This is a genomic window from Streptomyces halobius, assembly GCF_023277745.1.
Taxonomy (GTDB): Bacteria; Actinomycetota; Actinomycetes; order Streptomycetales; family Streptomycetaceae; genus Streptomyces; species Streptomyces halobius.
Map to the genome: position 1 here is coordinate 1,889,797 of NZ_CP086322.1, position 26,646 is coordinate 1,916,442.

The 26,646-nt window shown below is 68.0% G+C and carries 21 protein-coding genes and 3 pseudogenes; 12 read left to right on the plus strand and 12 right to left on the minus strand.

The genetic code is table 11. The annotated features are described in order from the left end of the window. Positions 1 to 20: 20 nt before the first annotated feature. From K9S39_RS08955 to K9S39_RS08965, 3 genes are all read right to left on the minus strand, one after another. A complete protein-coding gene (locus tag K9S39_RS08955) occupies positions 21 to 797 on the minus strand; it encodes a PE-PPE domain-containing protein (RefSeq protein ID WP_248862788.1) in 777 nt (258 codons plus the stop codon). A gap of 223 nt (positions 798 to 1,020) precedes the next feature. Further along, positions 1,021 to 1,797: a DUF6585 family protein gene (locus K9S39_RS08960; RefSeq protein ID WP_248862789.1), complete on the minus strand. Its 777-nt coding sequence runs from the start codon at positions 1,795 to 1,797 to the stop codon at positions 1,021 to 1,023. Next, complete coding sequence (locus K9S39_RS08965; protein WP_248862790.1) at positions 1,794 to 2,864, minus strand: BTAD domain-containing putative transcriptional regulator; 1,071 nt, start codon at positions 2,862 to 2,864, stop codon at positions 1,794 to 1,796. Before K9S39_RS08965 ends, K9S39_RS08960 begins: the two co-directional genes overlap by 4 nt. 161 nt (positions 2,865 to 3,025) lie before the next feature. On the opposite strand from K9S39_RS08965, the gene K9S39_RS08970 reads away from it, so the two are divergent. Next, positions 3,026 to 5,437: a helix-turn-helix domain-containing protein gene (locus K9S39_RS08970; RefSeq protein ID WP_248862791.1), complete on the plus strand. Its 2,412-nt coding sequence runs from the start codon at positions 3,026 to 3,028 to the stop codon at positions 5,435 to 5,437. 53 nt (positions 5,438 to 5,490) lie between these two features. Here the strand turns inward: K9S39_RS08970 and K9S39_RS42910 are convergent, their stop codons facing one another. Together K9S39_RS42910 and K9S39_RS08980 are read right to left on the minus strand one after the other, a co-directional pair. Next, positions 5,491 to 6,009 carry a hypothetical protein gene (locus K9S39_RS42910; protein WP_406707894.1) on the minus strand — a complete coding sequence of 173 codons (519 nt, stop codon included), beginning with the start codon at positions 6,007 to 6,009 and terminating at the stop codon, positions 5,491 to 5,493. A gap of 274 nt (positions 6,010 to 6,283) precedes the next feature. Beyond that, a complete protein-coding gene (locus K9S39_RS08980; protein WP_248862792.1) occupies positions 6,284 to 7,270 on the minus strand; it encodes an LLM class flavin-dependent oxidoreductase in 987 nt (328 codons plus the stop codon). Positions 7,271 to 8,055: 785 nt separating this feature from the next. Between K9S39_RS08980 and K9S39_RS08990 the strand changes: the two genes are divergently transcribed. Beyond that, positions 8,056 to 8,451, plus strand: a complete 396-nt coding sequence (locus tag K9S39_RS08990; RefSeq protein WP_248862793.1) for a PadR family transcriptional regulator — start codon at positions 8,056 to 8,058, stop codon at positions 8,449 to 8,451. Further along, positions 8,448 to 9,593 (plus strand): hypothetical protein, encoded by a 1,146-nt coding sequence (locus K9S39_RS08995; RefSeq protein ID WP_248862794.1) that lies wholly within the window; start codon positions 8,448 to 8,450, stop codon positions 9,591 to 9,593. Before K9S39_RS08990 ends, K9S39_RS08995 begins: the two co-directional genes overlap by 4 nt. 223 nt (positions 9,594 to 9,816) lie before the next feature. On the opposite strand, the gene K9S39_RS09000 is transcribed toward K9S39_RS08995, so the two are convergent. After that, entirely contained in the window at positions 9,817 to 10,578 is a 762-nt protein-coding gene (locus K9S39_RS09000) for a GNAT family N-acetyltransferase (protein ID WP_248862795.1), read from the minus strand. Between the two features lie 782 nt (positions 10,579 to 11,360). Here K9S39_RS09000 and K9S39_RS09005 point away from each other — a divergent pair. The 8 genes and pseudogenes from K9S39_RS09005 to K9S39_RS42035 all read left to right on the plus strand — a co-directional run. Next, complete coding sequence (locus K9S39_RS09005) at positions 11,361 to 12,653, plus strand: phosphatidylserine decarboxylase family protein (RefSeq protein WP_248862796.1); 1,293 nt, start codon at positions 11,361 to 11,363, stop codon at positions 12,651 to 12,653. Between the two features lie 116 nt (positions 12,654 to 12,769). Next, complete coding sequence (locus K9S39_RS09010) at positions 12,770 to 13,543, plus strand: hypothetical protein (protein ID WP_248862797.1); 774 nt, start codon at positions 12,770 to 12,772, stop codon at positions 13,541 to 13,543. Beyond that, the gene (gene bufB / locus K9S39_RS09015; RefSeq protein WP_248862798.1) at positions 13,498 to 14,439 is read left to right on the plus strand and encodes an MNIO family bufferin maturase; all 942 of its coding nucleotides are present in this window, start codon (positions 13,498 to 13,500) and stop codon (positions 14,437 to 14,439) included. Before K9S39_RS09010 ends, bufB begins: the two co-directional genes overlap by 46 nt. Next, on the plus strand, positions 14,432 to 15,181 hold the full coding sequence (locus K9S39_RS09020; protein WP_248862799.1) for an HvfC/BufC N-terminal domain-containing protein: 750 nt from the start codon (positions 14,432 to 14,434) through the stop codon (positions 15,179 to 15,181). The genes bufB and K9S39_RS09020 overlap by 8 nt, the downstream gene beginning before the upstream one ends. A gap of 21 nt (positions 15,182 to 15,202) precedes the next feature. Next, complete coding sequence (locus K9S39_RS09025) at positions 15,203 to 16,483, plus strand: ferritin-like domain-containing protein (protein ID WP_248862800.1); 1,281 nt, start codon at positions 15,203 to 15,205, stop codon at positions 16,481 to 16,483. Positions 16,484 to 16,572: 89 nt separating this feature from the next. Further along, positions 16,573 to 16,794, plus strand: a pseudogene (locus K9S39_RS42915) (phophatidylserine decarboxylase associated domain-containing protein); the annotation flags it as partial. 35 nt (positions 16,795 to 16,829) lie between these two features. Beyond that, positions 16,830 to 17,183, plus strand: a pseudogene (locus tag K9S39_RS42920) (phosphatidylserine decarboxylase); the annotation flags it as partial. Between the two features lie 64 nt (positions 17,184 to 17,247). After that, positions 17,248 to 17,559: pseudogene (locus tag K9S39_RS42035) on the plus strand (phosphatidylserine decarboxylase); the annotation flags it as partial. A 132-nt stretch (positions 17,560 to 17,691) separates the two neighbouring features. Here the strand turns inward: K9S39_RS42035 and K9S39_RS09035 are convergent. From K9S39_RS09035 to K9S39_RS09055, 5 genes are all read right to left on the minus strand, one after another. Further along, positions 17,692 to 18,300: a terpene synthase family protein gene (locus K9S39_RS09035; RefSeq protein ID WP_248862801.1), complete on the minus strand. Its 609-nt coding sequence runs from the start codon at positions 18,298 to 18,300 to the stop codon at positions 17,692 to 17,694. Positions 18,301 to 18,703: 403 nt separating this feature from the next. Beyond that, positions 18,704 to 19,777, minus strand: a complete 1,074-nt coding sequence (locus K9S39_RS09040) for a fatty acid desaturase family protein (protein WP_248862802.1) — start codon at positions 19,775 to 19,777, stop codon at positions 18,704 to 18,706. An 85-nt stretch (positions 19,778 to 19,862) separates the two neighbouring features. Beyond that, on the minus strand, positions 19,863 to 20,921 hold the full coding sequence (locus K9S39_RS09045; protein WP_248862803.1) for a ferredoxin reductase: 1,059 nt from the start codon (positions 20,919 to 20,921) through the stop codon (positions 19,863 to 19,865). Positions 20,922 to 21,636: 715 nt separating this feature from the next. Next, the gene (locus K9S39_RS09050) at positions 21,637 to 22,884 is read right to left on the minus strand and encodes an aminotransferase class I/II-fold pyridoxal phosphate-dependent enzyme (RefSeq protein WP_248862804.1); all 1,248 of its coding nucleotides are present in this window, start codon (positions 22,882 to 22,884) and stop codon (positions 21,637 to 21,639) included. 78 nt (positions 22,885 to 22,962) lie between these two features. Beyond that, positions 22,963 to 23,796 (minus strand): SDR family NAD(P)-dependent oxidoreductase, encoded by an 834-nt coding sequence (locus K9S39_RS09055; RefSeq protein WP_248862805.1) that lies wholly within the window; start codon positions 23,794 to 23,796, stop codon positions 22,963 to 22,965. Between the two features lie 1,059 nt (positions 23,797 to 24,855). Between K9S39_RS09055 and K9S39_RS42925 the strand changes: the two genes are divergently transcribed. Next, positions 24,856 to 25,410, plus strand: coding sequence for a transposase (locus tag K9S39_RS42925; RefSeq protein ID WP_406707895.1), 555 nt, complete (start codon positions 24,856 to 24,858; stop codon positions 25,408 to 25,410). Between the two features lie 108 nt (positions 25,411 to 25,518). Here K9S39_RS42925 and K9S39_RS09065 read toward each other — a convergent pair whose 3' ends face one another. Then, positions 25,519 to 26,109 carry a carboxymuconolactone decarboxylase family protein gene (locus tag K9S39_RS09065; protein ID WP_248862806.1) on the minus strand — a complete coding sequence of 197 codons (591 nt, stop codon included), beginning with the start codon at positions 26,107 to 26,109 and terminating at the stop codon, positions 25,519 to 25,521. Positions 26,110 to 26,646 lie beyond the last annotated feature (537 nt).

Here is a 26,646-nt window from a genome sequence, read left to right on the forward strand (position 1 = left end):
CCGTTTGCCCGCATTCCTGGTTACGAGGACCTGACGCGCCCGTCCGGCTCGTACCAGACGACGCCGTCACCGCCGTCGTTGCCGATGGTCTGCGCCATGACGTTGCCCTCCTGCACGTACTTGGGGTGCTGGTTCAGGAAACCGGGTATGGACTGGACCGAGGTGGCGTCGCACGCCAGGTCGGTGCGGATACAGAAGCGTTGCACCGGGACGCCGTCGAACTTCGCCGGACCGGCGCCCGTGGACGTGAATCCCAAGGCGCTCCACCCCTTCGGAACCCGGGCCCAGATGCCGGTGTCGGGCTGCATGGGGTCGGAGTACAGCATGCCGTTCACCTGCGAGCGGGGGATGTCGGTGCCGCCCTTGGCTATCGTCTGGAGCACCAGATCGGCCACCTGCGCGCCCTGGGAGTAGCCGACGATCGTGAAGCGGGCGCCCGGATCGCGACGGTAGGTCTCCTCGGCCTTGGCCAGCAGATTGCGGTACCCCTCGCGCACACTGGCGTCGAAGCTCGGTGCGTTGATGTCCGGCTTGTTGTGTCCGTTGAGCCAGGGGCCGGCGCTCGCCGGATAACAGACCGGCACCGGGATACCACCGTTGAGGTGCTTGTTGGCGATTGCGTAGGTGCCGCTGCAGTCGGGCGCGGGCGCCGCCGCACCCGTACCGCCGACCTCCAGGTAGTAGTGATGGACCGGTTCGGCGTGGGCAGCGGTGGGTGCGACGGCGGTGGCGGCCACCATGGCTGCCACCGCACCGCCCACACCAATCGCCCTCTTCCCTTTGTTGGCCAGGGTCATGCTCTGCTTCTCCTCGACGAGTTGAGGTGGTGCACAAGTGACGAATCGAGCGGTGCACGAGTGGTGCACCACTGCACTGCTGTGCTCGGCCCTGACGTTAGGGACGGCCGCTGGAATTGCGATGAAGCGACGATGAGTGGGCTGCCGGCGCCGGATCCGGACCCACAACTGCGGTGCGTCATCGGACTCCCGCATCGGCGGATGCGTCATGACCGGCTCATCCTCATGAGCGCGCGGCGTCTGTCCGAAGGCGCTCGACGAGTGCGCAGAAGACCAAGAGATTGGGGATCCGGGACACCGTTGGCCCCATCCCGTGCCAGTTCCCGTCGATATCGAGGCTGATGGCCCCTTTCTCGATCTCGCACCGCCGCACCTGCTGCCACCGCGCGGACACCTCCCCGGATCCGACCTTCTCCCTGGTCAGCCAGATGTCCCCGAAAGTGAGTCGCTCGCCCTTGTCGAGCGCGGCCAGTGCCCGGGGCACTTGGGCACGGGCGACGGCCCGTTGGATCTCATGCCCCCACTCCTCCGATTCCTCCGCTTCCTCCGCATCGCTGTTCTCCGGAACGCCGTGCAGCACGACCCGCTTTCCTTCGACATCGGTGAGCGTGTAGGTCGTGTAGGTACGAGTGGTGCCTATGCGGGCCGAGCCGTGCGGGTGCCGGGTGCTGTTCTGGAACACAGAGGTGGTGTCGTACTGGAACACGGAGGTGGTGTCGTAGCGGACGACGTGGATCCGTCCGTTGACGGCAACCGTCATCCCGTGCTCGTACAGGTCCACTCGCGCGTCCGCGCTCGCCTTCGTCGCGGAAGGCCGGCCGTATCGGACGAAGGCCAGCAGGGCCCGGATCCCCCGGACCGGCACGGCATGTGCGTGGGCCGGGTGCGCGGCTCCCCCGTAGGTGGCACATCGCTTGCCGAGGTGCTCGCGGCCGGCCGCTGCGGAGATCCTCGCCAGCAGCAGCTCCTCACCGCGGGTGGGCGGCGTCGGCGGGGTCACGGCGTGGTTCGGGTGAGGCCGAGGCCGGCGTCGTACCCACGCAGGATCATCCGGTGCGTCCGCCTCAGCATCGGGCCCGGAGACACCCCGAGGTCGTCGGCCAGACGGCGGCGGGTGCGGTCGAACACGGTCAGCGCGTCGGCCTGTCGGCCGCTGCGGTACAGCGCACTCATCAGCATCGCGGCGACCGGTTCGTTCAGGGGCTGTGCCGCGGCCAGGGCCCACAGCTCGGCGATCGCCTCGGAGTGCCGGCCCAGCCGCAGCTGCCAGTCCAGCTTCCGCTGTACGAGGGCGATCCTGCGCTCGGTGAGCCGGAGCCGCTCCATCTCGGCGAACGGTCCGGGCAGGGCGGCCAGGAGCTCCCCGCGGAACAGATCCAGCGCCTGGGAGCAGATGCGGACCGCCTCGGTCAGTTCTCCGGCTCGCTCGGCCGTCCCCGCGGCGGTGACCAGTTCCTCCATGCGCGCCACGTCCACCTTGACCGCGCCGGGGACCAGCCGGTAGCCGCACCGCTCGCGCTGGATCACCGCGTCCGGGCTGTCCCCGATGCGCAGGACCTTCCGCAGTCGGTAGATGTAACCCGGCACCACGTTCGTGAGCGGCGGCTCCATCCCCCAGACTCCGTCGAGCAGTTCCTGCCGGCTGACCGTCCGGTCCGGGCACAGCGCCAGCGTTGCCAGTACGGCTTGCTGGCGGAGGTGGCCGAGGTCCACGGGCTGTCCGTCGCGCCACGCCCGCAGCGGTCCGAGCACGGAGATCCGCAACCGCGGTTCCCGCGCCGGGCCGATGACGGTCCGCGGCACCGGGCTGGCCGTCTGCCTGCGGGGGCCGTGGCCGGGGACGACCAGGCCGCAGTCGAAGGCGTGGACGATGGCGGCGGCCCGGTCACGCAGCCCGAGTTCGGCGAGGATCCGCGCGAGGTGTCCGGCCACGGCGTCCTTGGGGATGGCGAGGGCGGAGGCGATCTCGGCGTCTCTCAGGCCACAGCCGACCGCGTGGAGCACCTCGCGCTCCTCATGCGTGAGCGTGGTGGCGGTCGGTTGGTCCATGGTCGCGGTCGTCGGCATCGCGGCTCCCCTGCCTCCGGGTGGTCGGTCTGGCGGATGCCGTTGACGCTGGCCCGGGCACCGGGCAACGGACAGGCCAGCAGACCGGCCGTATCCGGCCGGTGGCCGCGCTAGAGTCCCTCACCTGGGGAAATCGACATGCGGGGGAAAGGCCATGACCTGTGACCAGTGAGTTCAGCGCGCTGTTACGGCGGCTGCGGCGCGAGGCGGGGATGACTCAGGAGGCCATGGCAGAGCGCTCCGGAGTGGGCGTGCGCACCATCCGGGGGTTGGAGACCGGCGAGCGCGCCGACCCCAGGGTGACCACGGTGCGGCTGCTGGCCGACGCGCTCGGGCTGAACCCCGAGGAACGCGAGGAGCTGCTGGCGGCTGCCGTCCGCCGCACCGGGGACGGGAGCCGGCCTGAGGGCTCAACCGGGGATGGGAGCCGGCCGGTGAGCAAGACCAGGGACAGGAACCCGCCGGACGACTCAACCGACCGCATGGAACCTGACGCGGGCGGGCGGCCGGGGTCGGCGTTGCACGCAACCCTGGCCGACGTCGCCGAGCAGCTCGCCCAGACGGTGGCCGCCCGCTGGCAGCGCGAGGAGGAGCAGCGGCAGGTCCACGATCCTTACCCGCTGCCGGTGCGCTGGCGGCCGGTTGCCGAAGAGTTGACCGATCACTGGGCCAACATCCGCCGGCTGCCCGCCGGGGGCAGGCACGGGCCCATGGACCTGAGCGGGACACTGGACGAGATCGTGAGCGTGTACCGGCGGATCCCGTCGGGGCGGCTCGTGGTGCTGGGGCGATCGGGCTCCGGGAAGACGATTCTCGCCGTGCGGTTCGTCCTGGACCACCTGAAGTCGAGGGGCCGCACCGAAGCCGTGCCGGTGATCTTCAGCATCGGCTCGTGGGATCCGACCGCCCTCACGTTCCGGGACTGGCTGGCCGCGCAACTGACGCGCGATCACCCCGGCCTTGCCGCCCCGGGACCCGGCGGGTCGAGCCTGGCCGCAGCACTGGTCGAGACCGGCCGGGTGCTCCCCGTGCTGGACGGCTTCGATGAGATCGCCGGCGGCCTGCGCCGTCCCGCGCTGGAGGCGCTCAACGCCACCACCCTCCCCCTGCTGCTGACGAGCCGTCCGTCCGAGTACTCCGCCGCGGTCGCGGAGACCGACGTGCTCACCTCCGCCGCCGCGGTGGATCTGACCGATCTCACCCTGAGCGACCTCGCCGACTATCTGCCGCGCACCACGCGCAAGGCCCGTGGCGGGGCCCTCGCGGCGACCGACTGGGATCCCGTGCTGAGCGAGCTGCGCAAGCGGCCGCACAGCCGGGCCGGTGCCCACCTCGCCGCGGTGTTGACCACTCCGCTGATGGTCACGCTCGCCCGCGCCGTCTACAGCGACACCCCCGACAACGACCCGGCCTCGCTTCTGGACACCCAGCGATTCGGCAGCCCCGAGGAGCTGGAGGACCACCTCCTCGACAATTTCACCCCCACGGTCTACCGCCCTCGGCCCGAGCACCGCCCGGGCAGCGGGCCGCCCTACGCCGTCGACCCGGAACGCGCCCAGTACTGGCTCGGCTACCTGGCCCACCACCTGACCCGGCTCGATACCCCCAACCTGGAGTGGTGGCGGCTCGGTTGCGGGCTGCGTCGCACCACGCGCACGCTGGTGACCGCGCTGGTGATCTGTCTGGCCATCGGGCTCGTCGACGGCGCCGTCGGCACCCTCTTCGACACCGTCGCATTCCAGCTCGCGGACGGGTTGGTGGCGGGGCTCCTCTCCGGGCTCCTGTTCGGGATCACGTACTGGTTCATGGTCGCGGCCAAGGACGCGCCGGTGGAGCCGTCCGGCGTGCGCATGAAGATATTCGGCAGGGAGGGGAAGGCCAGGCGGAGGTGCCTCCCCCGACTGGTGATCGGGTTGCTGTGCGGGCTCGTGTTCGGCGTCGGCTACGGCCTCGTACGCGGAGTGCTCAACGGCGTCCTGTCCCACGCCGGCCTCCCGACGATCCTGGCCGTCGGCCTCGGCGACGGCATCATCTACGGCCTTGTGTTCGCGCTGGGAGCCGGCCCCACCTTCGGCCTCCTGACCTTCTTCGAGACCCCTCTCGACATCCGATCCGCCGTCAATCCGGTCAGCCTCCTGCGCACGAACTGCCGCACGGTCGCCACCCAACTCCTCCTCTGGGCCCCCACCTTCGGACTTCTGGTCGGCTTCGGGTCCCTGGTGGTGATCCGGCCCGCGCCGGCGATCCTGGGCCCGGTCGTCTGGAATCTCACGGCCGCGCTCAAGCTCGGCGTCATCAGCGGGCTCGGTGGCGCCCTCGGCTACGTACTCAGCCTGACCGCCTGGGGCCAGTGGGCGGTCTTCTCCCGGATCTGGCTGCCGCTGACCGGCCGGCTGCCCTGGTCCGTCGTCGCTTTCCTCGAAGACGCCTACCAGCGGGGCGTGCTCCGCCAAGCCGGCGCTGTCTACCAGTTCCGCCATGCCCGCCTGCAACACCATCTCGCCCGCGCCTACCGGTCACCCCGTGTCCCACAGCGGCCCACCGGACCGGGTAGGCGCACGCGCACGCGATGACAGCGCCCCGCCGCCACCTCATGTCGACCGCGCGATCCGCTCGGGCCCACCCCTCACGTACACCTCCGGCCGGTGGGAGGGCGCTGCGCCGCGTACGTCTCGCCGGGCACAGCGGGCTGCTCCAGGACCGCTGCGCGACCGGCAGGTGCCTGGACGCGTCGGAGGAGCCTGCAGCCGTGCGACCGCTCGGCGAGCCCGCGGCGTGCAGGCCCGCCGCCCTCGTCCATGGGTGGAGCGGGCGCGCACGCCGGCCCGTCCCGCCGGCGTCGGGCCGGAGAAGCGGTTTCCGCTCCGGCTATGAGCAGATCCAGCAGCGACAGCAGGGCACCGCGCGCATCCGAACGGGAGCGGGCGTCAAGCATGGGGATGGGCGTATTCGGGTCGCTCAGGTGCAGGGCCGCCTTGATCTGCTCGGCGCTGTACGGCTGCTCGCCGTCGAAGCAGTTGGCGCCGACGACGATCGGCAGCCCGCGGTTCTCGAAAGAATCGACGGCCGGGAAGCTGCGGTCCAGCCGCCGGGTATCGACCAGGAGGACCGCCCCGAGCGCTCCTTCCAGCAGGTCGTCCCACATGAACCAGAAGCCCGGTCCACGCAGTCCAGCCGTTGGGCGCCGCCGGCCCGAGGGCTGTGCGGCCCGTTCCGGAAAGCACTATTGGGCAGGGACGGTTGACCGACTCCACGGTGAGCCGTCGAAGAGCGAGCCGCGGTCGAGAGCAAGAGGCGGTCGTGCCACTTGAAGTCACCCCGACCAGCACCGTCTGATGCTGGTCGAGGGCGCTGAGCCCGCAGCCGGTGGGGAGCTCCTGCGACGTGCGGGCGCCTGGCGTCCCTCCCAGCAGTGGTTCCTACGGTGCTGTCGTGGCCTCGGAGTACTTCTTGATGAGTTCGTAGGAGCGAATGCGGTCGCGGAGGTTGTAGACGGGTGTGGTCAGCATCAGTTCGTCTGCTCCGGTCTCACCAACGAGTCGGGCAAGCCGGTGTACGACGGTCTCGGGTGTCCCGACGGCCTGCTGTGCACGGAAGCCGGCCAGCGCCCGCCGCTCCTGTGCTGTGAAGGGGTGTGCGGCCGCGTCCGCGGGCGTGGGGAAGGGGATCTCGCTCTGGCCTTTGAGGAGTCCGGCTTTGACGACGTCCATCGGTCCGACTCGCCACGCGGCTTCTTCTTCCGTCTCGGCGCACACCGCCTCCACGCACACCAGCACCCGAGGTTGCTCGCACCAACGGGACGGGGTGAACGCCGCCCGGTAACGGTCCAGCGCCGCTCGGGTGTTGTCCGGCCGGATGTGGTGTGCGATGGCGATCGGCAAGCCGAGTCGTGCGGCGAGAGCGGCACCTGCGGTGCTGGAGGACAGCAGCCATGGTTCCGGCAGCGGGTCGAGTGCGACTTCATCGATCAGAAAGGACAGGATCGCGGCCACGTCGCCGTGGTACTCCGCATCCGTCGTCGGTCCGGCTCCGCGGCGCAGTGCCCGTGCGGTGGCCTCGTCAAAGGTGCCAGGGCCGCGGCCGATCCCCAGGTCGACGCGGCCCCGGTGCAAGGCGGCCAGCGTTCCGAACTGCTCCGCCAGCATGATGGGTGCGTGGTTGGGTGCCAGCACGCCGCCCGACCCAAGGCGGATGGCCGAGGTCGAGGCAGCGGAGTGAGCGGTCAACACAACTGGGGGGAACGCGCCGATTGCGGGCGAGTGGTGATGCTCGGCGTACCAGATCCGGTGGTAGCCGAGCCGTTCCAGTTCCTGCGCGAAGGCGGTGGTGTCGCGCAGGGTCTCCACGGCTCGGGTGCCCGTTTGGACCATCGCGACTTCCAGCGCTGAAAGCGGTACATCGATCATGTCGCCAGCATAGAGATCGAGTGTTCGACGAGGGTGCGTTGATCTTCCTGTGCGCGCTACGGAGCGCAGGCTGGTGCGGCGAGTTGGAGTGACGCGGTGTGAGCCCGCGGTTTTCGGCGCCTCGGGCATCCACGCGCACGGCCTGGCGGAGCGGGTCGGTTTGGCGAGCGACCATCTGTCTGTTCGCGCATACCGCCGTTGCATCTGGCACGCGTCCGGCGGCCGGGGCCTACAGTTCGCCCTCTCGCCGGAGGCGGAGCGGGGAAGCTACGCCGCGGCGTTCAGCCTCGGCCCGACCGCCGAGGAGATGATCGCCGAGGGGATGGCCGGTCCCTCCCTGATCGCGGCCGGGATCGTGGCTGCGGGCTCGATGGGTGGCTGGCGCTGGCCGTGGCTTTCCTGGTCGGCGGGCTGGGCGCGGCTGCGGTCACGGCGCGCGCCGCTTCCCGGCCGCGATCCGGATCGGGCTCGAAGACTGCTACATCGTTGGCGGACGGTCGTGCAGAATCCGCTGGAACAGCCGATGATCCTGCCACTGCCCATTGATGTGCGGATAGCGGGGTGCGATGCCGATGGCCTCGAAACCGCAGCGCTCCAGGACGCGTTGGACCGTATGTTGTCCAGCAGCGTGGTGGCCTCGATCCGGTGCAGCCCCAGTTCCTCACCGGTCACACGGCACACCCGCTCGACCGCCGCAGTGGCCAGGCCCCGGGCCTTGGTGGTCGGCGGCCGTCCAGTAGCCCAGATAGGCACTATATATCGGCTCACAATGTATCCTCACAGACATGGCGTCGAAACCACTGACCGAGGCGGTCTTCTTCGTGCTCCTGGCGCTGCTCGACGAGCCGCGCCACGGGTACGGCATCAAGCAGGAGGCCGCCGCACTCTCCGACCAGCGGGTCGATCTACGCGTGGGCACTCTCTACGGCGTCCTTGACCGGCTCACGGCCGAGGGCCTGGTCGAGCACGACCGCAACGAGGTCCACCAGGGCCGGCTGCGCCGCTACTACCGCCTCACCGGCGACGGGACCCGGGCCCTGGAGGCGGAGAAGGCGCGGATGGCCGCCAACGTCAGGGTCGCCGAGCAGCGCCTGACGGGCTCCGGTTCGGACGTCGACGCCCCCGCAGCACCCAAGTCCCGCGGGCGGGCCCGGCCTGCCGGAGCAGGAGGTATCGCATGAACACGTCGGACACGCTGCTGGAGGCCCGGTTCCGCGCCGTCCTACGCGTTCTGCCCGCCTACTACCGACAGGAACGCGAGGAGGAGATGGTCGACACCTTCCTCAGCGACCACGAGCCGCTCGACGAGGACACGGCCCTGGGCCGTCCCGGGCCCCGCGAGGTCGCGGGCGTCCTCGTCCTGGCGGTCCGCACCCGCCTGGCCGGGCCGGGCGCCCCCGCCCGTTACGTCGCCTACGGCCATACCGCGCGACTGGTCGGGCTCTTCGGGGTGGCCCTGCTCGCCGCCTCGACGGCGGTGAGCTTGCTGGCCGAGGTGGCCGTCCTCCTGGCGGGTTCGGCTCAGGAGAGGCAGTTGGTGCTCGGCGCGTTCGTCGGGCGGTCGCAGGGATCGACGCCGGACGCCTTCACCACGGGCTGGGCCTTGATGGTCGAGCTTCTCCCCCTGGGCTGGATCGCCGCCGCTGTGGCCCTGGGGACGGGCCACCGGCGACGGGCCGCGGTCTTCTGTGCTGCGGCCGCCGTGCCCACGTTTGTGGATCTGGGGCAGTCGGCGAGACTCGGCTTCCTGCCGAGCGCTTCGTCCCTGGCCGCCATCGCCCTCGTCGTCGCTGTCACCGCGTCCGTGACGATGGCCTTCCATCCCGCGGCTCCCCGCGTCGAGGTCTCGCGCCTCACGAGCGAGTGGATCCCGGTCGGCTGCTTCCTGATCCTGCTCGCCGCTGTCGTGGCAGGTCGGCTCGTCCTGGGCTTCGACGACGGGAGCTACGGGTGGGCGTTCCTGGTCGGCGGCGTGGTCTGCCTGGTCCTTCGGGTGCGGAACCGCGACCGGCACCCGGATGCTCCGCCCCTTCACGGAGCGGATCCGCGCGCCTTGGCCTCGGGTCCCGCGCTGCCCGCGGCCTTGGCCACTCTCGGTCTGCCCGTCCTGACCATGCGTCTCGACGCGGCGGCCTTGTTCACGAGCACTCCTGGGGTTCCCGCCGAGGCACTCGTCACCAACGTGGCCCAGTCTGTGGCTGTCGCGATCCTCGAAGCCACGCTACTCGTGGTCGCGGTCCGCGCGCTCCGGCGTGAATCCCGTACGTGGCCTTCCTCGACCGCCGTCTCCGACTACTCCTGCGCCCCCGGCTCCCACCCGTAACTCCCCTCCCGCATATGCGGGGCAACCTGCGCGAGATCTCGGAAGAGGGGGCCTTGGAGCGGCTGCGTCAGCCGTACGGGACAGAGACGGGTACGGGTACGGGAGCCTGCCTCTCGCGCCGCATACCGCAAGGACATGTGGCGTGCGCACACCGAGGGCCCCGGCGAAGTGGTCAGCCGCTGCTGCTGACCGCATCTCCGTGGCCGCGGCGCGACGCCCCCGGTCAGCGCGTGGCTATCCGCGCGGCCACGCAGGGGTCCTCGTTGCGGTAGCCGAGGCGGGTGTAGAGCCGTTCGGCGGGGGAGTTGTCGGCGAGCTGCCACAGCGTGCAGAACCCGTGCTGCCGTATGGCATGCCGGGTCAGCCACGAGGTCAGCGCCGCGCCGAGCCCCTGGCCGCGCAGGCCGGCGTCCGTCGCGACCGACGCCATCAGCGGAGCGCCGCTGTCCCGCAGGCTGCTCAAGGCACCACAGGCCACCAGCCGCCCGTCCGCGTCGCGTATTCCGACCCACAGGGTGACGTCGGAGGAACCGGGCCCGGTCGAGTGGTCCGGGCTGTGTTCGTTGAGGAAAGCGAGCAGCTCCTCATGGTGCGCCTCGTCGAGCTCGACCACTCGCTCCTCGGCCCGGTGGACAGGCGGTTCCTCCAGCGTCCAGCGGAAGACCCACTCGACGACATCGGTCACCGCCAGATGGCGGCCGACCAGGACGTCGGTGCGACGGGGCCCGGTGAACTCCCGCACCTGGCCGGGAAGTACGTGCGCGGCACGCAGGACGAGTCCGGCGGCGGCCTCCGGTTCGCCGACACTCCACACGTGACCGCGGGCGTCGTCGAACCAAGCGGCGGCACCGTCGCCGGACCAGCCGATCCGGTCGTCCTGGCGCTGCCGCGCGGCGCCGAAACGCAGCAGGGCGGCACCGGCCTGGGATTCCAGGCCCTGGTCGAACAGGTCTTCCATCCGGTGGACAAGGGTCGTTGCCTGCATTGCTCTCTGAGGAAGGACGTACGGGGGCCGACAGGGCCCGGACACGCGTGGACGCAGCCGGAACCGTCTGTCTCAGGTATGGGGAGCCCGGTAGCGGCTGCGCACGAGGCGCGCCCGGCCGACCGGACGGCCCACTGTCGCACACCGCCCCTGGCGTGGGGCAAATTCTCGACTCATCCGCCGACGACGCCTGGGCCTGCCGGTGGATGCCCTCCGTACACGTGCCCCCTGGGCCGACCCGGCTGCGCGGCTACTTGCCTACGCGGTACGGCGCGATTCCGCTCAAGCCCCGTGTGCGCATTGCCATGGAGGCGGACCAGGGCCCAGTCCCCCGGCCGCCATGAGGTGGCAGCAGTGGCGCGACAGGGCGACCAAGCCGACGCAAGGCGATCAGCGGCGCCGCGTCAGACACCTGGCCCGGCTCGAAGCCCTGCCCGAAACGGCCCACCAGGGGTCTTCCGGAGAATCCGACTGGCCGTCATGGAAATTCTGGATTCATTTCGCCAGGAAACGAAGAACCAGAAACGGAGAACAAGCCAAGCTGCGGTACTTGCCGCTGGCTTCATTACTCTGTACTACCCGCCAGTCGGCCTGCCCCAGCATGGCGGATCAGTGTGTGCGCAGCGTTTTCCTTTCCCTCTCTGCACAGCGCTTTCACGCCGAAAAGCGTGTTTACGCCACAAGGGCGGTGGCCGGTTCTCGGTACCAGCCCGATGACGCGGGGTTGAGCGGCCCCAGCGAATCCGGGAACCTGAACGCTCGCCATCCGCGGAAGGATTTCCATGACCCGTGACACCCCACACCTCTGGACCGAACAGAAACTCGACGCGCGTTACGAGAATTTGTTCGGGCGGGCGGCCGGATATCTGCCGGAGAACCGGGCAGCACTCGACGCGTGGCTGGATGACTTCAGTCGGGACGTCCATGAGCGGCGCGCCCGGAACGCCATCGTCAGGCACCCGTCCGTGGCGGACCTGGCGCGACTCATCGAGCGCGACAGAATCGTACGCATGTATGTGAGCCGCATGATCAACGAGGCCCACCAACGGGACTGCAAGAACACGGTGAACGACATTCCCGATCTGCTCGATCACCTGGACTGCATCGTCACCAGCACGCCCAAGTACCAGGGCCCCACCGCCTTCCCCATGTCGGCCCTGTTCACCTACCTGATGATGACGACCGATGGTTACGCGGTATTCCGTGACCAGGGATTCAACAAAGCGCTGCTCGGCATCCTGCGGGAGTGGTGCGCCCACCTGGACAGCAAGGACAGTCAGGAGGTCCTGAACCAAAAGAACGGCTGGCTGTCCCCGGCCGCCTTGGCGGACAAGAAACTCAATCTCCAGGATTTCCAGATCAATCTGCAGGACCCCTACGGCGGATTTCCCTCCTTCAACGCGTTCTTCCACCGCGAGCTCAGGAAAGACAAGGACGTCCGGCCGATCGACGATCCGGACGACCCGCGGATCATCGTTTCGGCGAACGACGGAAAGGTGGTGCGGATCCGGCGGGACATCAAGCGGAGCGACGAATTCTGGGCCAAGGGACAGCGCTACTCCCTCTACGACATGCTCGACGGAAGCGACCTCACCGACCTGTTCGTCGGTGGCGACGTCTTCCAGTCCTTCCTGTCGGGCGGTGATTACCACCGCTGGCACGCGCCGGTGAGCGGCGTCGTACGCAGCGCGCGGGTGGTCGAGGCCCTGATGTTCACCGAACTGGAGCACACGAGCGGGCGCGATGCCGGCACGGAGTCGCAGGTCTACGGAGCGTCGGTGAACACCCGGGGTCTGGTGTTCATCGAATGCCCGCCGCCGATCGGCATGGTGTGCGTCATGCCTCTGGGCATGACCGAGATCTCATCGGTCACGCTCACGGTGCAACCCGGCGACCAGGTCACCAAGGGCCAGGAGATGGGCTACTTCAGCTACGGCGGCTCCAGCATGTGCCTGCTCTTCCAGAAGGGAGCCATCGAGAAATTCTTCCCGAAGGACAACACCGGGGACATGGAGGAAGGCGACCCGATCAAGGTCAACGCAAGGATCGCGCAGGCCGTCGGCGACGAGGCCTGAGGGGAGACGGGGATGGCAGGGAAGGCATGAGAGGGGAGAGGCACACCATGGCCGCGAAAGAGTCGCCAGGAAACGCCTGTGGCCGGCCGACCGCAGGAGAGGAACTCCACGTCTGCATGGGTCTCAACGCCTGCGCGGGCCAGGACGTCGGCGGGAAGGCGACCATGGCCGGCACCGGCCAGTGCGCCACGGTGCAGCACGTCTGCCACGGTGAGGGAGCCTGCCGTGGCCAGGGCGGCTGCGGTTACGCCGGGGACGACTTCGAGCAGTTCCACCCGGGTGAACAGTCCTGCCGGTACAACGGCAGCTGTGCCAGCCCCATCAACGAGAGCCGGGTCTTCTCCGCCGGCCCGTTGAAGGGCAGGAGCGTCTGGCAGCAGGCGCGCCGCCTCTTCGAAGCGCGGATGTACGCGGCGGGCAAGGCATTCGGCCCGTCCCCCGGGCAGGGCGTCCCCGATGACCGCTTCCCCGACTACGACCGTCTGGAGCCCGGGCACACCCCGGTGCCGGGATCGTCCGACGAGGCCACCGCTCTCTTCCGGGCCTCGGCGGACAATCCTCGCCGGCACGAGGGCAAGGCTTTCCCGGACCTGCAGGCCATCGCCCGCAATGGCATCGGTCGGCACCTGCCGAACGTGAGCATCACCTTCACCATCCCGCCGAGCGCCTCCTCCCTCCTGTACTTCCAGCGGGACGGTGAGGCGAAGACCAGCAGCTGCACGGTCGCCACCGGCGCCACGGGGGTGGCCACCGCCCTCCCCCTCTACGCCGGACACACCAGCCCCAACGACCAATGGGTGACCGTGACCGCCACCGGCCCCGTCTACGCCAACGGCTCCGCCACATGCGAATTCCATGTCACGGTCCTGGCGCCCGAGGAGCAGCAATAGCGCCGGGAGAGGCGGCCGGCACGGCGACGCGGACAGGCAGCGCAGCCCAACGCACCACCCCTGATCTGGGGTTCGGACTCGGACTGCGCGGACCTCACATCCCGTATATCCGCGAGCACCGGCCGCCCGTCGACTTCTTCGAGATCATCTCCGAGAACTATCTGAAGCCCCGGACCGCCCGGCGACGTGCCCTGGACGAGATCGCCGAGCGCTATCCGATCGTCCTGCACGGGGTGTCCCTGTCGATCGGGAGCACCGACCCGCTCGACCTCGACTACCTGCGTCACCTGAAGCGCCTGGCGGACGCCGTGGACACCCCGTGGGTGTCGGACCATGTGTGCTGGACCGGAGTGCTCGGCGTGCACACTCACGACCTGCTGCCGCTCCCCTTCACCGAGGAGTCGCTACGGCATGTCATCCAGCGCGCCCGCACCGTGCAGGACATGCTGGAGCGGCCCCTCCTCCTGGAAAACCCCAGCAGCTACCTGCAGTTCCGCGCTTCGACGCTCACCGAGTGGGAGTTCCTGGGCCGGCTGGCCGAGGACGCGGACTGCGGACTGCTGCTCGACGTCAACAACGTCTACGTCTCCGCCGTCAACCACGGCTTCGACCCGGAGACGTACCTGAAGGCTCTGCCGCACCACCGCGTGGCGCAGATGCACCTGGCCGGACACACCGACTACGGCACGCACCTGATCGACACCCACGACGCGGACGTGCCGAACCCGGTCTGGGAGCTGTACCGGCTCGCCGTGGAGCTCACCGGGGGCGCCGCCGCCACCCTCATCGAACGCGACGACGGTCTCCCGCCCTTCCCCGTGCTCCGGGCCGAACTCGACACGGCCAGGGCAGTGGCCGCGGCAGCCATCGGGCAGGAAGGCGGCGGCGATGACTGACGTCCCGTGCTCGCTCGCGGCGATACAGCGGTGGATGCAGGGCGCGCTGCTGGCACCGGGCGGGGCCGCGCAGGCGACGGAGGGGGCACAGACGGCGCAGGTGGCGGAGGTGGTCGCCGCGCCCGGGCGGCTGACGGCCGAGGAGTGCTTCGGTATCTACTACCGCGGCTACCGCCTCCGGCTGCTGCGCTGCATGCGCGACCAGTACCCCGGGATGGTCCGTCTACTGGGCCGCGAGCTCTTCGACCGGTTCGCGCTGGACTACGTGGACGCGCACCCGTCCCGCTCGCCGAGCCTCGACGGCCTCGGCGCCGGCTTCCCCGGCCATCTGGCCCGTACCCGACCGGACGCCGCCTCGGACGGCGCGCCACGCGAGGAGTGGATCGACCTGCTGATCGATCTGGCCCGGTACGAGCGGGATTTCGCGGCCGTCCTCGATGGCCCCGAGGCCGACGGGGGCGCCGCCCCGTGGACCGAGCCGGAGCCCGGCTCCGGGGCCGACCCGGGCTCCGGCTCGGGGGCGGGCCCGAACTCCGGCTCGGGGACACGGCTCTTCGAGGCCCAGTTCCCCGTCCACCGCTACGCCGCCGCCGTCCGCCGCGGGGAAGACCCGGAACCGCCCACCGCCGAACCGGTCTTCCTCGCCCTGTCCTGCCAGAACGGCACCGTCGTCGTCCACGACCGCGCCGAATCCCGCTACCGGACCCGTCAGACGGCGCACCGGCCGTCCCCTGCCGCATGACGTCCGCACTGGAGGAACCCCATGCCCCACCTCACGACTCCCCTGGCCGTCCGGGCGATCGACGGCATCACCACCCGCGACGAACTGGCCGATCACCTCGGCGACGCGGCACGCATCGAGCTGTCGACCATTCCGCCCTACCCCTACGCGGCGTACTCCCTCAAGACGCCCGGCTACTCGCAGCGGGCCCAGGGCGCATCAGCGCAGCGCACCCTCATCGGCATCGCGATCGAGGAGATGCTGCACATGGCACTGGTGCGGAACGTGATGGTCGCCACCGGCTGCGAGACGGTGAAGACGAAGGACGGGAATCAGCGGAAGGCGTCCCGCTTCTACGACAAGGACAGCATCCCCACCTACCCCGGTGACATGAGCCACCGCACCCCACCCCTGCCCCTTCACCTGCAGCGCATCTCCACCGCCGCCGTTGAGGGGTTCATGGAGGTCGAGCTCCCCGAGACCGCACAGCAGCAGCTCCTCACATCCGCCGACGACTACTCGTACCAGACACTCGGCGAGCTGTACGACGCGATCGGCAAGGGCATCGTCCACCTGACCGGAACGAAAGACATCACCTGGGGACTGACGGAGTCCCGCTGGCAGCAGCAGTACCTGCGGGCGTTCTGGAACCAGTGGGGAGGCCCGCCCAAGCCCATCCCGGTCGTGGACCAGGGGAGCGCACTCGACGCCCTCTACATCATCGTCTCCCAGGGCGAGGGCGCCCCCGACGAGCAGGAGGAGTCCCACTACGAGAAGTTCACCCGCATCCGCGACCACGTGGACGGCATCGGTGTCGTGTGCGACGACTCCGGACGGCAAAAATACACCATCGACAGCGGAGACGAGGCCGTCTGGCCGGTGGTGACCGACCCGAACGCCTCCGACTTCACCGGATCGCTCAAGCAGCTGGCACTGCTCTCCGACGCGGCTTACTGCTATGTGCTGGCGCTGCTGGACAAGCTCTACCTGACTCCGGCGGACGACCCCGACTCCGGCCCCGGGCAGGGCGAGCCGCACCCGACGTCCAAGCGGTACGCCCTCGAACGCGGCTTCATCGCCGCCATGCAGGGAGTCCTCTCTCCGGTCGCCAACATCCTGGTGAGCACACCCCTCACCGACGGGCCGAACGCCGGCCGGCACGCCGGGCCCACGTTCGGCCACTACGACTTCCAGGGCGTGCCGCCCAGGCAGGCTCTCCTGGACCTGTGCACCGACAAGGACCTGGCGACGGACTTCCCCCAACTGGGCGGCAGCGACGGCGTCCTGAACCAGATCAGGCTGCTCCCCGACTTCACGATCTAGGGGTCGGTGGGCCTGTCCCAGAACCCACGCGACACGTGGACGCCCCGTAGACGACCGCAGGCGCCCCCGTAAGCGACACCCTCGATTTCGTCGTCACCTGGGCGCCGGCGTTCGACCGGGACCCACGCAAGCAGATCTTCCTGCCGATGTCCGCGCTGTTCGGCTATCTGCGTCTGACGCCGGCGGGCGCGGTCGCCTTCCGCCTGCCGCAGTTCAACGACGGTCTCCGGGCCATTCTCCAGAGGTGGTGCACGTACCTGAACAGCCCGGAGAGCGCGCACGTGCTCAACACCCGTGACTGGTTCTCCCAGTCCGCCATCGAGCTGAACAAGCTGTACGAGTACCAGTGCTGGGACTGCCGCGACCAGGAGCACTGGGGCTTCTCGTCGTTCAACGCATTCTTCCACCGCCCGATCAAGGACGAGTACCGGCCGCTGGCGGGCCACGGAGACCCCGCGCCGTCGTCGCGCCGAACGACGGCACCGTCCACCAGATCCGGCGCAATGTGGCCAGGCAGGCGGACTTCTGGCTCAAGGAGCAGTACTCGCTGGAAACCATGCTCAGCGGACCGGAGTGCGGAGCCGAGTACGTCAGCAGGTTCGTCCGCGGCGATGTGTACCAGTCATTCCTGTCGGTCAACAGCTTCCACCGGTGGAACGTCCCCGTGGACGGAACGATCAAGCACCTGGAGATCGTGCCGGGCCTGATGTTCAGCGCCGCCGACCACGAGAGGCCCGGACCCCGAGACCTGGACGCACTCGCAGAGCTACCAGGCACATGTGAACACCCGCGGCCTGGCGTTCATCGAGTGCGGTCCGGAACTGGGCAGCCGCATGGTGTGCGCGGTGGTGATCGGCATGGACGAGGTCTCCTCCATCTCCTGGTCGGTCTCCGTGGGCGACACCGTCCAGCGCGGCCAGGAGCTGGGCTGGTTCAGCTACGGCGGTTCCAGCATGGCCCTGGTCTTCGAGCCGGGCATCGTCGATGAGTTCACCGTTCCGTTCAACGACCCGCACGAGCACCCGGACGACGGCCCGACCGTCTTCGTACGCTCGCAGATCGCGCGGGCCCGATAACCGCTCGCCGCACCGCACCACGGCCGCCGGCCTCACCGTTCACGCGGCGGGGGGCCACAGGGCCGGAGAGGCTCAGGGCCGCAGGCTTGACGGGCTCGACGCGGCCCTTGCGGTCCTGAGGAGTTGTGCAGCTCACGCACCGAGGCCGGGGTCCCACCACCAGGCGACGGAAGGGATGGGCACAGGGCTGGTGTCCTTCGGCGGGGTGGAGGTCGTGGAGCCGGAGGTGGTGACGGCGTCAGGGGATCGTCCGTCGGGGTTGCGGTAGCGGTCTGCTGCCAGCCCCCAGGCGAGGTTCCCGGGTATCAGATGGGACAGGTGGTCCAGGTAGGCGCTCAGCGGAGCACTGGCGCGGGTCAGCACGCGATCGCGTAGTTCGACGAATCGGAGGGTGAGCCGATCGCACAGCTGCCCCGCCTCCCGCAGGGCCTGTTCGTAGGAGTGACCGTATTCGTGCCGCAGGATGTCGACCAGGTTGAGCCGGCAGGGAGACGGTGTGCGCTCACGGCGGGCGAACCACAGCTCCTTGCCATAGGAGAACAGGTCGTCGTCCCAGGCGGCGGTGGTGAAGGCGAGTTCAGTCAGGGCACGCACCGCAGGCGCATCAGATTCCCGGCCGGGGATCTCCTCACCGTCGACAATCTCCGCCCAGGCGAGCGTTGCGGAACCCGCTGCGGTGTGCTGCCGCATGGAGGCGTAGTCGTTCAGTGCGGGTGTGATGCCCGCAGTGCGGTGGCCCATCTCCCAACACTTGCGCGCTTATGCACGAGGCGAACGGCGCAACTGCACTGGACCCCGGTCGTGTTGCTGCGGGGGCTTGCTGGAACACCCATGGACAGGGGGTGCGGAGGTTCACCGGCACCAGCGACGTCTCCTTTCGGACCGAAGCCGGTGTCGACCGTCGGACCGGGGTCGCCTACGCCAAGGCCGATGTGCCCTACGACCGGATCCGCTCCGACTCGCCGGTGCGCGCTCTGTTCAGGAGTCCGTCTCCTCGACAAGCCGCCGGCGCAGGCCACCCGCCGCCCGGCACCGGCCGAGCGCACCTCGCGGCCGAAGCCGAAGCCGCCCTTGCACGAGCAGAGAGTAATGCTCGCTCCTTGAATCGCGCTACCACTCCGCCGCAAGCGCCTAGTTGACAAGGTCATCTCCAATCACCACTCTCATGCCGGCGTGAGCGCCGCGCAAAGCTCTTGCGTCCGTTCGGGGGAAGGGCGAGGGCGCAGAGGTTGCGGAAAGCCGAGGCAATCTGAGCTGGGAAACTCGCGGTGGTATACGGGATGCCGTACCGCTCACAGATGTTCCGGACCTGATATGAGATCTCGCGGTAGCGAGACGAAGGGACATCCGGGAAGAGATGATGCTCGATGTGATGAGTGAAATGGCCGGCAAGGATGTGCAGCATTCGACTGCCTTCGATGTTGGCGGCGCCACGGATCTGTCTGACGTACCGCTGGCCTCGTGTCTCGTTCTCCAGAACGTCCTGGTTGAAAACTGTGACGTCCTCCGGATAGTGGTTGCATAGTGAAATCGCGAAGATCCAGAGATTTCGGAGAACGAGGGCCGAAGAGTTGGCGATAAGCGTGTCCCCGGCCCGGCGTCCTGAAAGAAGCGGGAACAGGACGAGGTCCTTGGCCGCTTGCCGGGCGGCTTTAAGGAGGATGTCCTGACGTAGCCGCTTCGGGGTCGACTTAAGGTCGGACGAAGTGCTGCCGCGCCCAATCTCGTCCGCGGCGTGTAGTGCGATGGCCAGTTCAGCGATAGGGGCAGTAGCGAGAAGCAGCAGAGGACCAGCAATGTGGTGAGGCTGCCATGGCTGCTGCACAGAGAGGCGAATCGGCCCGGCTCTCAGGTTCTCGTCCAGGCCGTAAATGTTGGCATAGACGTGGTGCACGAAGTTGTGCTGATAGCGCCACAGGCGCGCCGGTAGGATCGTGTCCCATTCATAGGAGTCGGAGTGGAGGTGGGGATCCTTCGCCCAGTCGTACTGTCCGTGGAGGACATTGTGGCCGATCTCCAGGTTATCCAGAATCTTTGCGGCTGCCAGCGCCAGTACACCCGCCACTCTTGCCGGACGGGAGCGCCCGAACTGGATAGTGCAGCGGCCAGCTGCTTCCAGGGCTCGCTGAGCGCGTACGATGGATCGCAGGTAGCGGACGTCGTTCTCATCCAGTGTGCCGATAGTCCGGCTGTAGACGTTGTCGAGTTCGGCGGCCAAATCTGCCAGCTGTTCTTCGGGAACGTGTGACGGAGTGACTTTCGGATATGTTCTACTCATGATGGCTTTCAGTCCGTACCGTTAGTCAAAGGTCGAGAACGACGTCGCTTTCAGGGACACAGACGCACAGCCGGACAGGGGACCCGGGCTCGCTGATCGTGTTTCCTGCCGCCACATCGCTGACGCTGCCCCTGATCAGGGGGCGGATGCAACGACCGCAGATGCCTTGCCGACAACCGTATTCGGGGGTCAGCCCCATGTTCTCTGCTTGGTCCAGCAAACACTCCCCGCTGGATTGCGCCCGACGCCCGCTGGTGGCGAATTCGACAAGCCACCGTCCCTCGGACTGTCGATCGGTGGGTGTTGCCGGCTGGAAGCATTCGGCGTGTACTCGGGTCCTGGGGTGCCGGGCGTTGAAGTGGGTCGTGACTGCGCTGATCAGCTCAGCTGGCCCGCTGACGAAAACCTCTCTGGCTGCGTATCCCGGGATTTCGTTCAAGTGCCGTTCACTGAAGTGCACGGAGCCCGTCGCGCGTTGGCCGCGGGTAAAGAAGGTCAGGAGTTGCAGCGCGGAGTGGCGCTTGGACAGAGCCTCGGTCTGACGTCGGTATAGCTGCAGGTCGGGACTGCGACTGTAATGCAGTAGACCGACTGGCTCCGTGCGGTTGCGCATGACGAGGGTGCGGACCATCGAGAGGGCCGGGGTGATGCCGCTCCCGCCGCAGATGAACAGCAGTCCCTCTGGGGTGTGCTGGGGCAGGACGAACTGCCCCTGGGCAGTGGACAGGGCCACCACCGTGCCAACGCGTACCTTGTCGCGGAGGTAGGTGGTGAATCGACCGCCGGTGCAGGTGGCAGTGATCTCCAGCAGCCCATCGGGCCGGTCAGGGCTGGATGCGATGGAGAAAGTGCGGGCGCGGCGGACGCCTCCGATCTGTACCCCTAATTGGACGTGCTGGCCCGGCATATGGCCCCGCCATGCCTGGTTTGGGCGCAAAGTGAGAGTTACTGCGGCTGCGGTCGGATGCTCGACACGGGTGACGATCGCCCGGACCTCTGACCGGGTCCAGGCCGGGTGGATCAATTCGAGGTAAGTGTCCACACTGTGCGGCGATGTGAGCAGACCAGCGACCGGCCGGAGCATATTTCCGATGATCCGGGCAACCGTTGCTCCTCGGCTGCGCCGCGGCGCAGTGGGAGTCGTCATGGCAGGTCCCAACGCACGGCTGTCATCCCGTGTCCGTAGAGGGCAGTTGGGTGGACGTGCTTCCCATTCGTGCCCGAACACCGCCGTCCCTGCGCGGGCGGGCCTCCGTATGGGCAACGCCGGCAGTGGTGGCGAGCTGGGCGCGGAACAGGACGAGGTTCAGGTCTATGAGGCACGCTTCGAGCACGAGGCTGTCGGCACCGGAGCGGCCATGGAGGGGTGGCGCATGGCCGGACGCTCTCTCCAGCAACTTCCCGTGCCGCGTGGGACCGATCGCGGGATTCGCCGGCCTTGGAACAAGGGCGGTTTGGGGAGTCAAGGGTGGGCATCCATTCGGCGAGCACCTGTGGAACCGCCCCAGGATCGCCTGCCAGAGCAGTCGGATGGTGCCATTAACCCATCTGTGGGCAAGTCTGATGAAAGGGTTTCGGTGCCCGAAAGTAGGGTTCCGGCCCCTGACGCGCAGGCCGTGGCCGAGGTGACAGAGGTCAGCAACGTGGCCTTGATGGCCCGCGCCGACCTGGCGGTCCGTAGCTCCCATGACCAGGGGAGGCATGACCAGGGGAGGTGCGACGTCTCACTCGTACGGGAAAGAGCGTGATCGTTCCTCCTCTGCGTACGAGACAGGGGCGCCATCGAACCCCCAACCGAGTCACACGGGCCTCGCCTGCGCCTGCACCGGCAAGCCGGTGATGCGCACCGGGGTGTACGTATCCGGCGTAGAGTCCGGGATGATGCCTTCTTTACGCCCTACCTGCTCGAAGGCCGTCAGAACCTGCTCCAGATGGCCGTCCGTATGCGCCGCGGTCAGCGTGATGCGCAATAGCTCACTCCCCTCAGGCACAGCGGGATAGACCATAGGAGTGCTGAACACCCCCGCTTCACACAAGGCCTGCCACGTTCGGAAGCAGCGCATTCTCTCCCCGACATGAACCGGCACTACCGGCGTGGTCGAACCGCCTGTATCAAACCCCATCGCCCGGAGTCCGTTATGCAGCCGCTCAGCCAGCGTCAGCAACCGGATGCGGCGCTCCGGCTCGCTCTGCAGGATCTCCAGGGCGGCAAGAGCCGCCGCGACGTTGGCTGGAGAGGCGGCCGCTGTGAAAGTGAAGGCCCTGGCGTGGAAACGCAGATAGTGGATCATCTCCGAGGGGCCGGCGATCACCCCGCCGACCGAGGCCAGGCTCTTAGAAAGCGCACTTGTGACGATGTCCGCACCGGTGCCGAAATGTTCTGTGACCCCGGCGCCGTTCACGCCGAGCACGCCCAGGTCATGCGAACTGTCCACCACGACCCGGGCGCCGCAGGCCCGCGCGAGCCGAGTGATGCCAGGAAGGTCGCATACATCCCCGTCCACTGAGAACATCCCGTCGGTCAGGACCACCTTGCCGGCCTGGGACGGCGCCGCATCGAGCATCTGCTCCAACTGCGCCAGGTCGGCGTGCCGGAACCTCCTCTCCTCACCCGCGCTCAGACCGACGGTCTCGCGCAGTGAGGCATGGTTGGCGAAGTCACTGAAAGCTACGTCGCCAGTGCCCAACAGCGGGGCCAGCATCAGGTTCGCCTGGAAGCCCGAGGGCACCACTGCCGCGGCCTGTTGCCCGAGCATGCGCGCCAGCCGGTCCTCCAGGTCCTCGTGCAGCGCCAGTGAGCCGCTGACCGCCCGGGAACATCCAAGCGAAGTGCCATAGCGGCGAACGGCCTCGACAGCCGCCTCACGGACCCGGTCATCCCCAGAAAGGCCCAGGTAATCGTGTGAGGCAGCTATCACTACCCGCCTGCCTTCGAAATGTGCCTCAGTTCCGCCGAAGCAATCATCAACGGTTCGGTAGTAGGAGTCGAGCCCAATGCTCCGCAGATGGTCCGTAGTCCAGGAGCGGCACTTATCCAGCACATCCATCGCATGTTCTCCCGTTCGCCGACGAGGGTAACTATCGAAACTCCAGGAGGTCCTGTTCGTACTGCGTTCGTACTGCCCTCAACTTGCGCGAAAATCGGCGTCGCGCGCACACGACTGGTGCTGTTCACCCCCTGCGGCGGTGAAATCGGTTACTAGGCCGGGGGCCATTGTGAGTACCTGGGGAGCATACTTGACCAGGGAATTAAGGAACTTATAGCGGATGCTGGGGACATAGGTGACCGGCGGGCTGGGGCGGTGGATTGCTCGGACAGCTGCGTTGGCTATAAAGCGAGCAGGGAGAGTGATAACCCTCGGGGAGGGCGGAATTCCGGCACGTTTGTGAAACTCGGAGACCGTGTGGCCCAGCACCAAGCATGTCAGCCGTACGTTCGATGCACGGATCTCCCGAGAGCGGCTGATCGACTGGGTCAACGCCAACAAATAAGCCTTGCTCGGGCCATAGGTTGATGACGCCCAGACCGGAGCAGTCCCGCTTACTGAGCCGATGTTGAGGACCCGCCCGAAGCCACGCCGCATCATCTGCGGAAGCGCCGCATGGATCAGGCGAGTCGGTGCACTGACATTGAGCGCGAGCATTGCCTTCTCGGTGGCTTTCTGCCCTTCCCAAGCAGTACTCGTAAAAGGGGCAGCGAGAGCTGCGCCGGCGTTGTTGACAAGGATGTCGATGGCGCCTGCCGAGTTGGCGACCAGCTCCAGTTCACCCGGGGCGGCGAGGTTCGCCGGCAGAACTGTCGTACTGACTGTGTACCGGGATTCGACGTCGTGGGCCAGGTCGTACAGGGCGTCAGCGCTCCTGGCGACCAGGATGAGGTCGTATCCACGTGCAGCCAGCTCGTGGGCAATTTCGTGACCGATGCCGTAGCTGGCGCCGGTCACCAGCGCTGTGGTCATAGGTGCCTTCTAAAGCGCAAACCGAGTTGGAGTGGGCCGCACAGGTGCGGCCTGATCATTGTTCCTATCTCGCAAGATCTTGCTCGTTCCTCGCCAAGACAAGCGTCGCTACCGGACAGCAAGGCCGAGTTCGTCAGACGCCGCCTACGTAGCGCACGACTTCACGAAACCAGAGGTTCCCACCCAGTGCCACTTGCCGCCGCTACCCCACCATGCGAAGCACCAGTGCCGTGCCCGATGCCCTGACCGGATGTGCAACCGCTCTTGCCCAGCATTTCCCGGGCTCGGCCACACCAGTTCTGGGCTGTCAAAATCCTGTGGGAACCCCGCATTCCACCTACTAGCGGCGCACCCGAGTGGGTGACGCGTTCGGAAAGTCGATGCGACAGGGGCTACAGACCGAAGGCGACCCAGACCTGGCTGCGTAGACGAGGCATACACACCGTGTTCCCGAACCGGCCGACCAGGAGCGCAACCAGCACCGGCACGGCTGCCGGATGCGACCCCGAACCTTCGGATACAGCTCTACACCCACCGCACCGTGGTGGCAGACTGTTCCAACCGCCTGAAACAGTGGCGCGGCATCGCCATCCGCCCCGACCGTTTCCACGCGATACCACTCGACCTCGACCTCGACCTCCCTAAGTCTTGCGACGCTGCGGGTGATCAGTCCAGTGCCTTGACAGCCGCGAAGCTTCTTGAGCAGCTCCCTCGCGCGGTAGCTACTCCCATGCCTGGCTGACGATTTGCTTGTTATGTCGCCGCCACAGTTCCCCTCCGCCATAGTTCCTCTCCGTCATAGTTCCTCTCCGTCATAGTTCCTCTCGACCACTATCGCGACGGCCGTAAGCTCGAAGGCTGGTAGCGCTTCATGTTTTTTTGTACCGATCTTGGCTGGTCGGGGGCGCGGTGGCATGGGGAGGTGGAACGGCTCCGGGGTGCGTTGTTCGGAGTTCGTTGCTGATATGTTCGCCTCGCTATCCGGCGGAATCAGCGTCGGTGGGGTGGGTGTTATCTGCGCGTCTGATGCCGGACGGTCGACGTAAGCCGATACAGGCGATGGCCGAGCGACTGCCGGACAGGAACATGCAGGCTCTGCAGCAGCTCGGCAGGCTCTTTCCGCTTCATCACGTCCAGCCCGTGGGATCCGGCGCATGTGGGACCGGGGCGCGTGGAAGATGCAGGAAGACGCAGAACGTCATCGAGCCGAGCGCATTGGTCATCGATGACACAGGCTTCCTCAAGGACGGCGAGGCGTCAGCGTGCGTGTCGCGGCAGTACACCAGCAACTCCGGCAAGTTCACCAAGTGCCAGGCAGGGAGTCCCTCTTCACCTGGCCTCCGACCACGCCTCGGCCACTGTGAACTGGCGTCCGTTCCTCCCCAAGACCTCGAACCCGCCTCGCCGAGGGCTGACACCGATCGGCGCGGCCGGTCATCTCCGAGGAGGGTGAGAGCCCGGCCGGCCATCGCCGAGGAGGAGGACGCTGATCGGCCAGACGCCCGCCGGGGACGCCGGTGGACGCATGAGCCGGGCAGCGGGCGGTGGCCCACCTGTGCCGCGGCGGCCGCCACGTCGAGTCCGACGGCACGCTCGCCCGTCCCGGCCGCCTAGGTGCGGACCTGGTGGGCAATGCCTGGCCGCCTCGATGAGGCGTGGAGACGGTCGCCCCTCCCCTCGTCGTGCGCGGCGGTCCGGCTGCGGTCTGCGTGGGTGGGCATGCTACGATGATGGGTTGACGCGCCTGCCGGGGGCGGCTTCGCCGGCGGGCGACTGGTCCTTCTTGTCGGCGCTGGACCAATCGGGCGGCTGCTGGTCGGTGTCGACTTCCAGGCTCTCCGCGAAGATCGCGTTCAGGACGTAGTGACCGATGAGCATGGTGGCGATCGCTACACCGTTGTCGCCCAGCGCGGCGCGGGCGGCCTCGAAGGATTCGACGCTGGCCTTCCGCTTGGTCACGCATTCCTCTGCGTAGCGCAACAGCGCGGCCTGTGTAGGGTCGAGGGCGGAGAGGTCGCCGGTCGTGGCCGCGACGATGTCCTTGTCGGAGGCCCCCACCTGTTTCGCCCGCGGCTCATGGTGGTGGCGCTCATAGTCGCAGCCGGTGAGGGCGGCAACCCGCAGGATCGTGAGTTCCCGCAGCGGAGGGCTCAGTGCCGAATTCTGCAGTGCATTGCCCTGACGCAGGAAAGCCTCCGTGACATCGGGGTCCGCGACGAGCATGGCCCGTACCAGGTTGATGGGGAACAGGTCGTAAAGCTCCCGCTCACGCGGGGTCATCGTGGCGGGGTCGCGAAGCGTGATCCGGGCCATCGTGGACCTCCTCTGTCGAGTCTGCACGGTCCTCACTCAGAGCGAACGCCGAAGCGAGTCGGCTCGACGGGGGGGGTGGCAGGTCCGGTGGGCCCACCGCCGGCGATGAGCACCCGCGCCGCCTGCGTACGTGCCCGGGAGCCCCAAGGCTGGATGCCTGGGGTCACAGCTGTTCCTTCGGCCGGCTCCGACTCTACTCACATTACGACATATCGACTCATAAGAGGGAAAAGCATGCTTTAAACCTGGAACGGACCGCGTCGGCTTCGGCCCACGTCAAGCCGACGCGCCCGGGCGTCCAGGAGAACGGCTGTCCATTTGTACGGGGGACCCGGCAACCGAGCACAGCCGGCCCTCGGCAGTGGCCCGCCAGCCGCACCCAGTGCTCCCCCGCACGGCCGGCAAACACACCGCGACCCGGCCACCAACCGCAGCCGCTCCCGGCGTCCGCTCGTGGGCCAACGGCCCGGCGGTGGCGGCGAACAGCACCCGCAGCGGCTCCGACCCCAGCCGCTCCCTCGCCCACCGGCACCACCC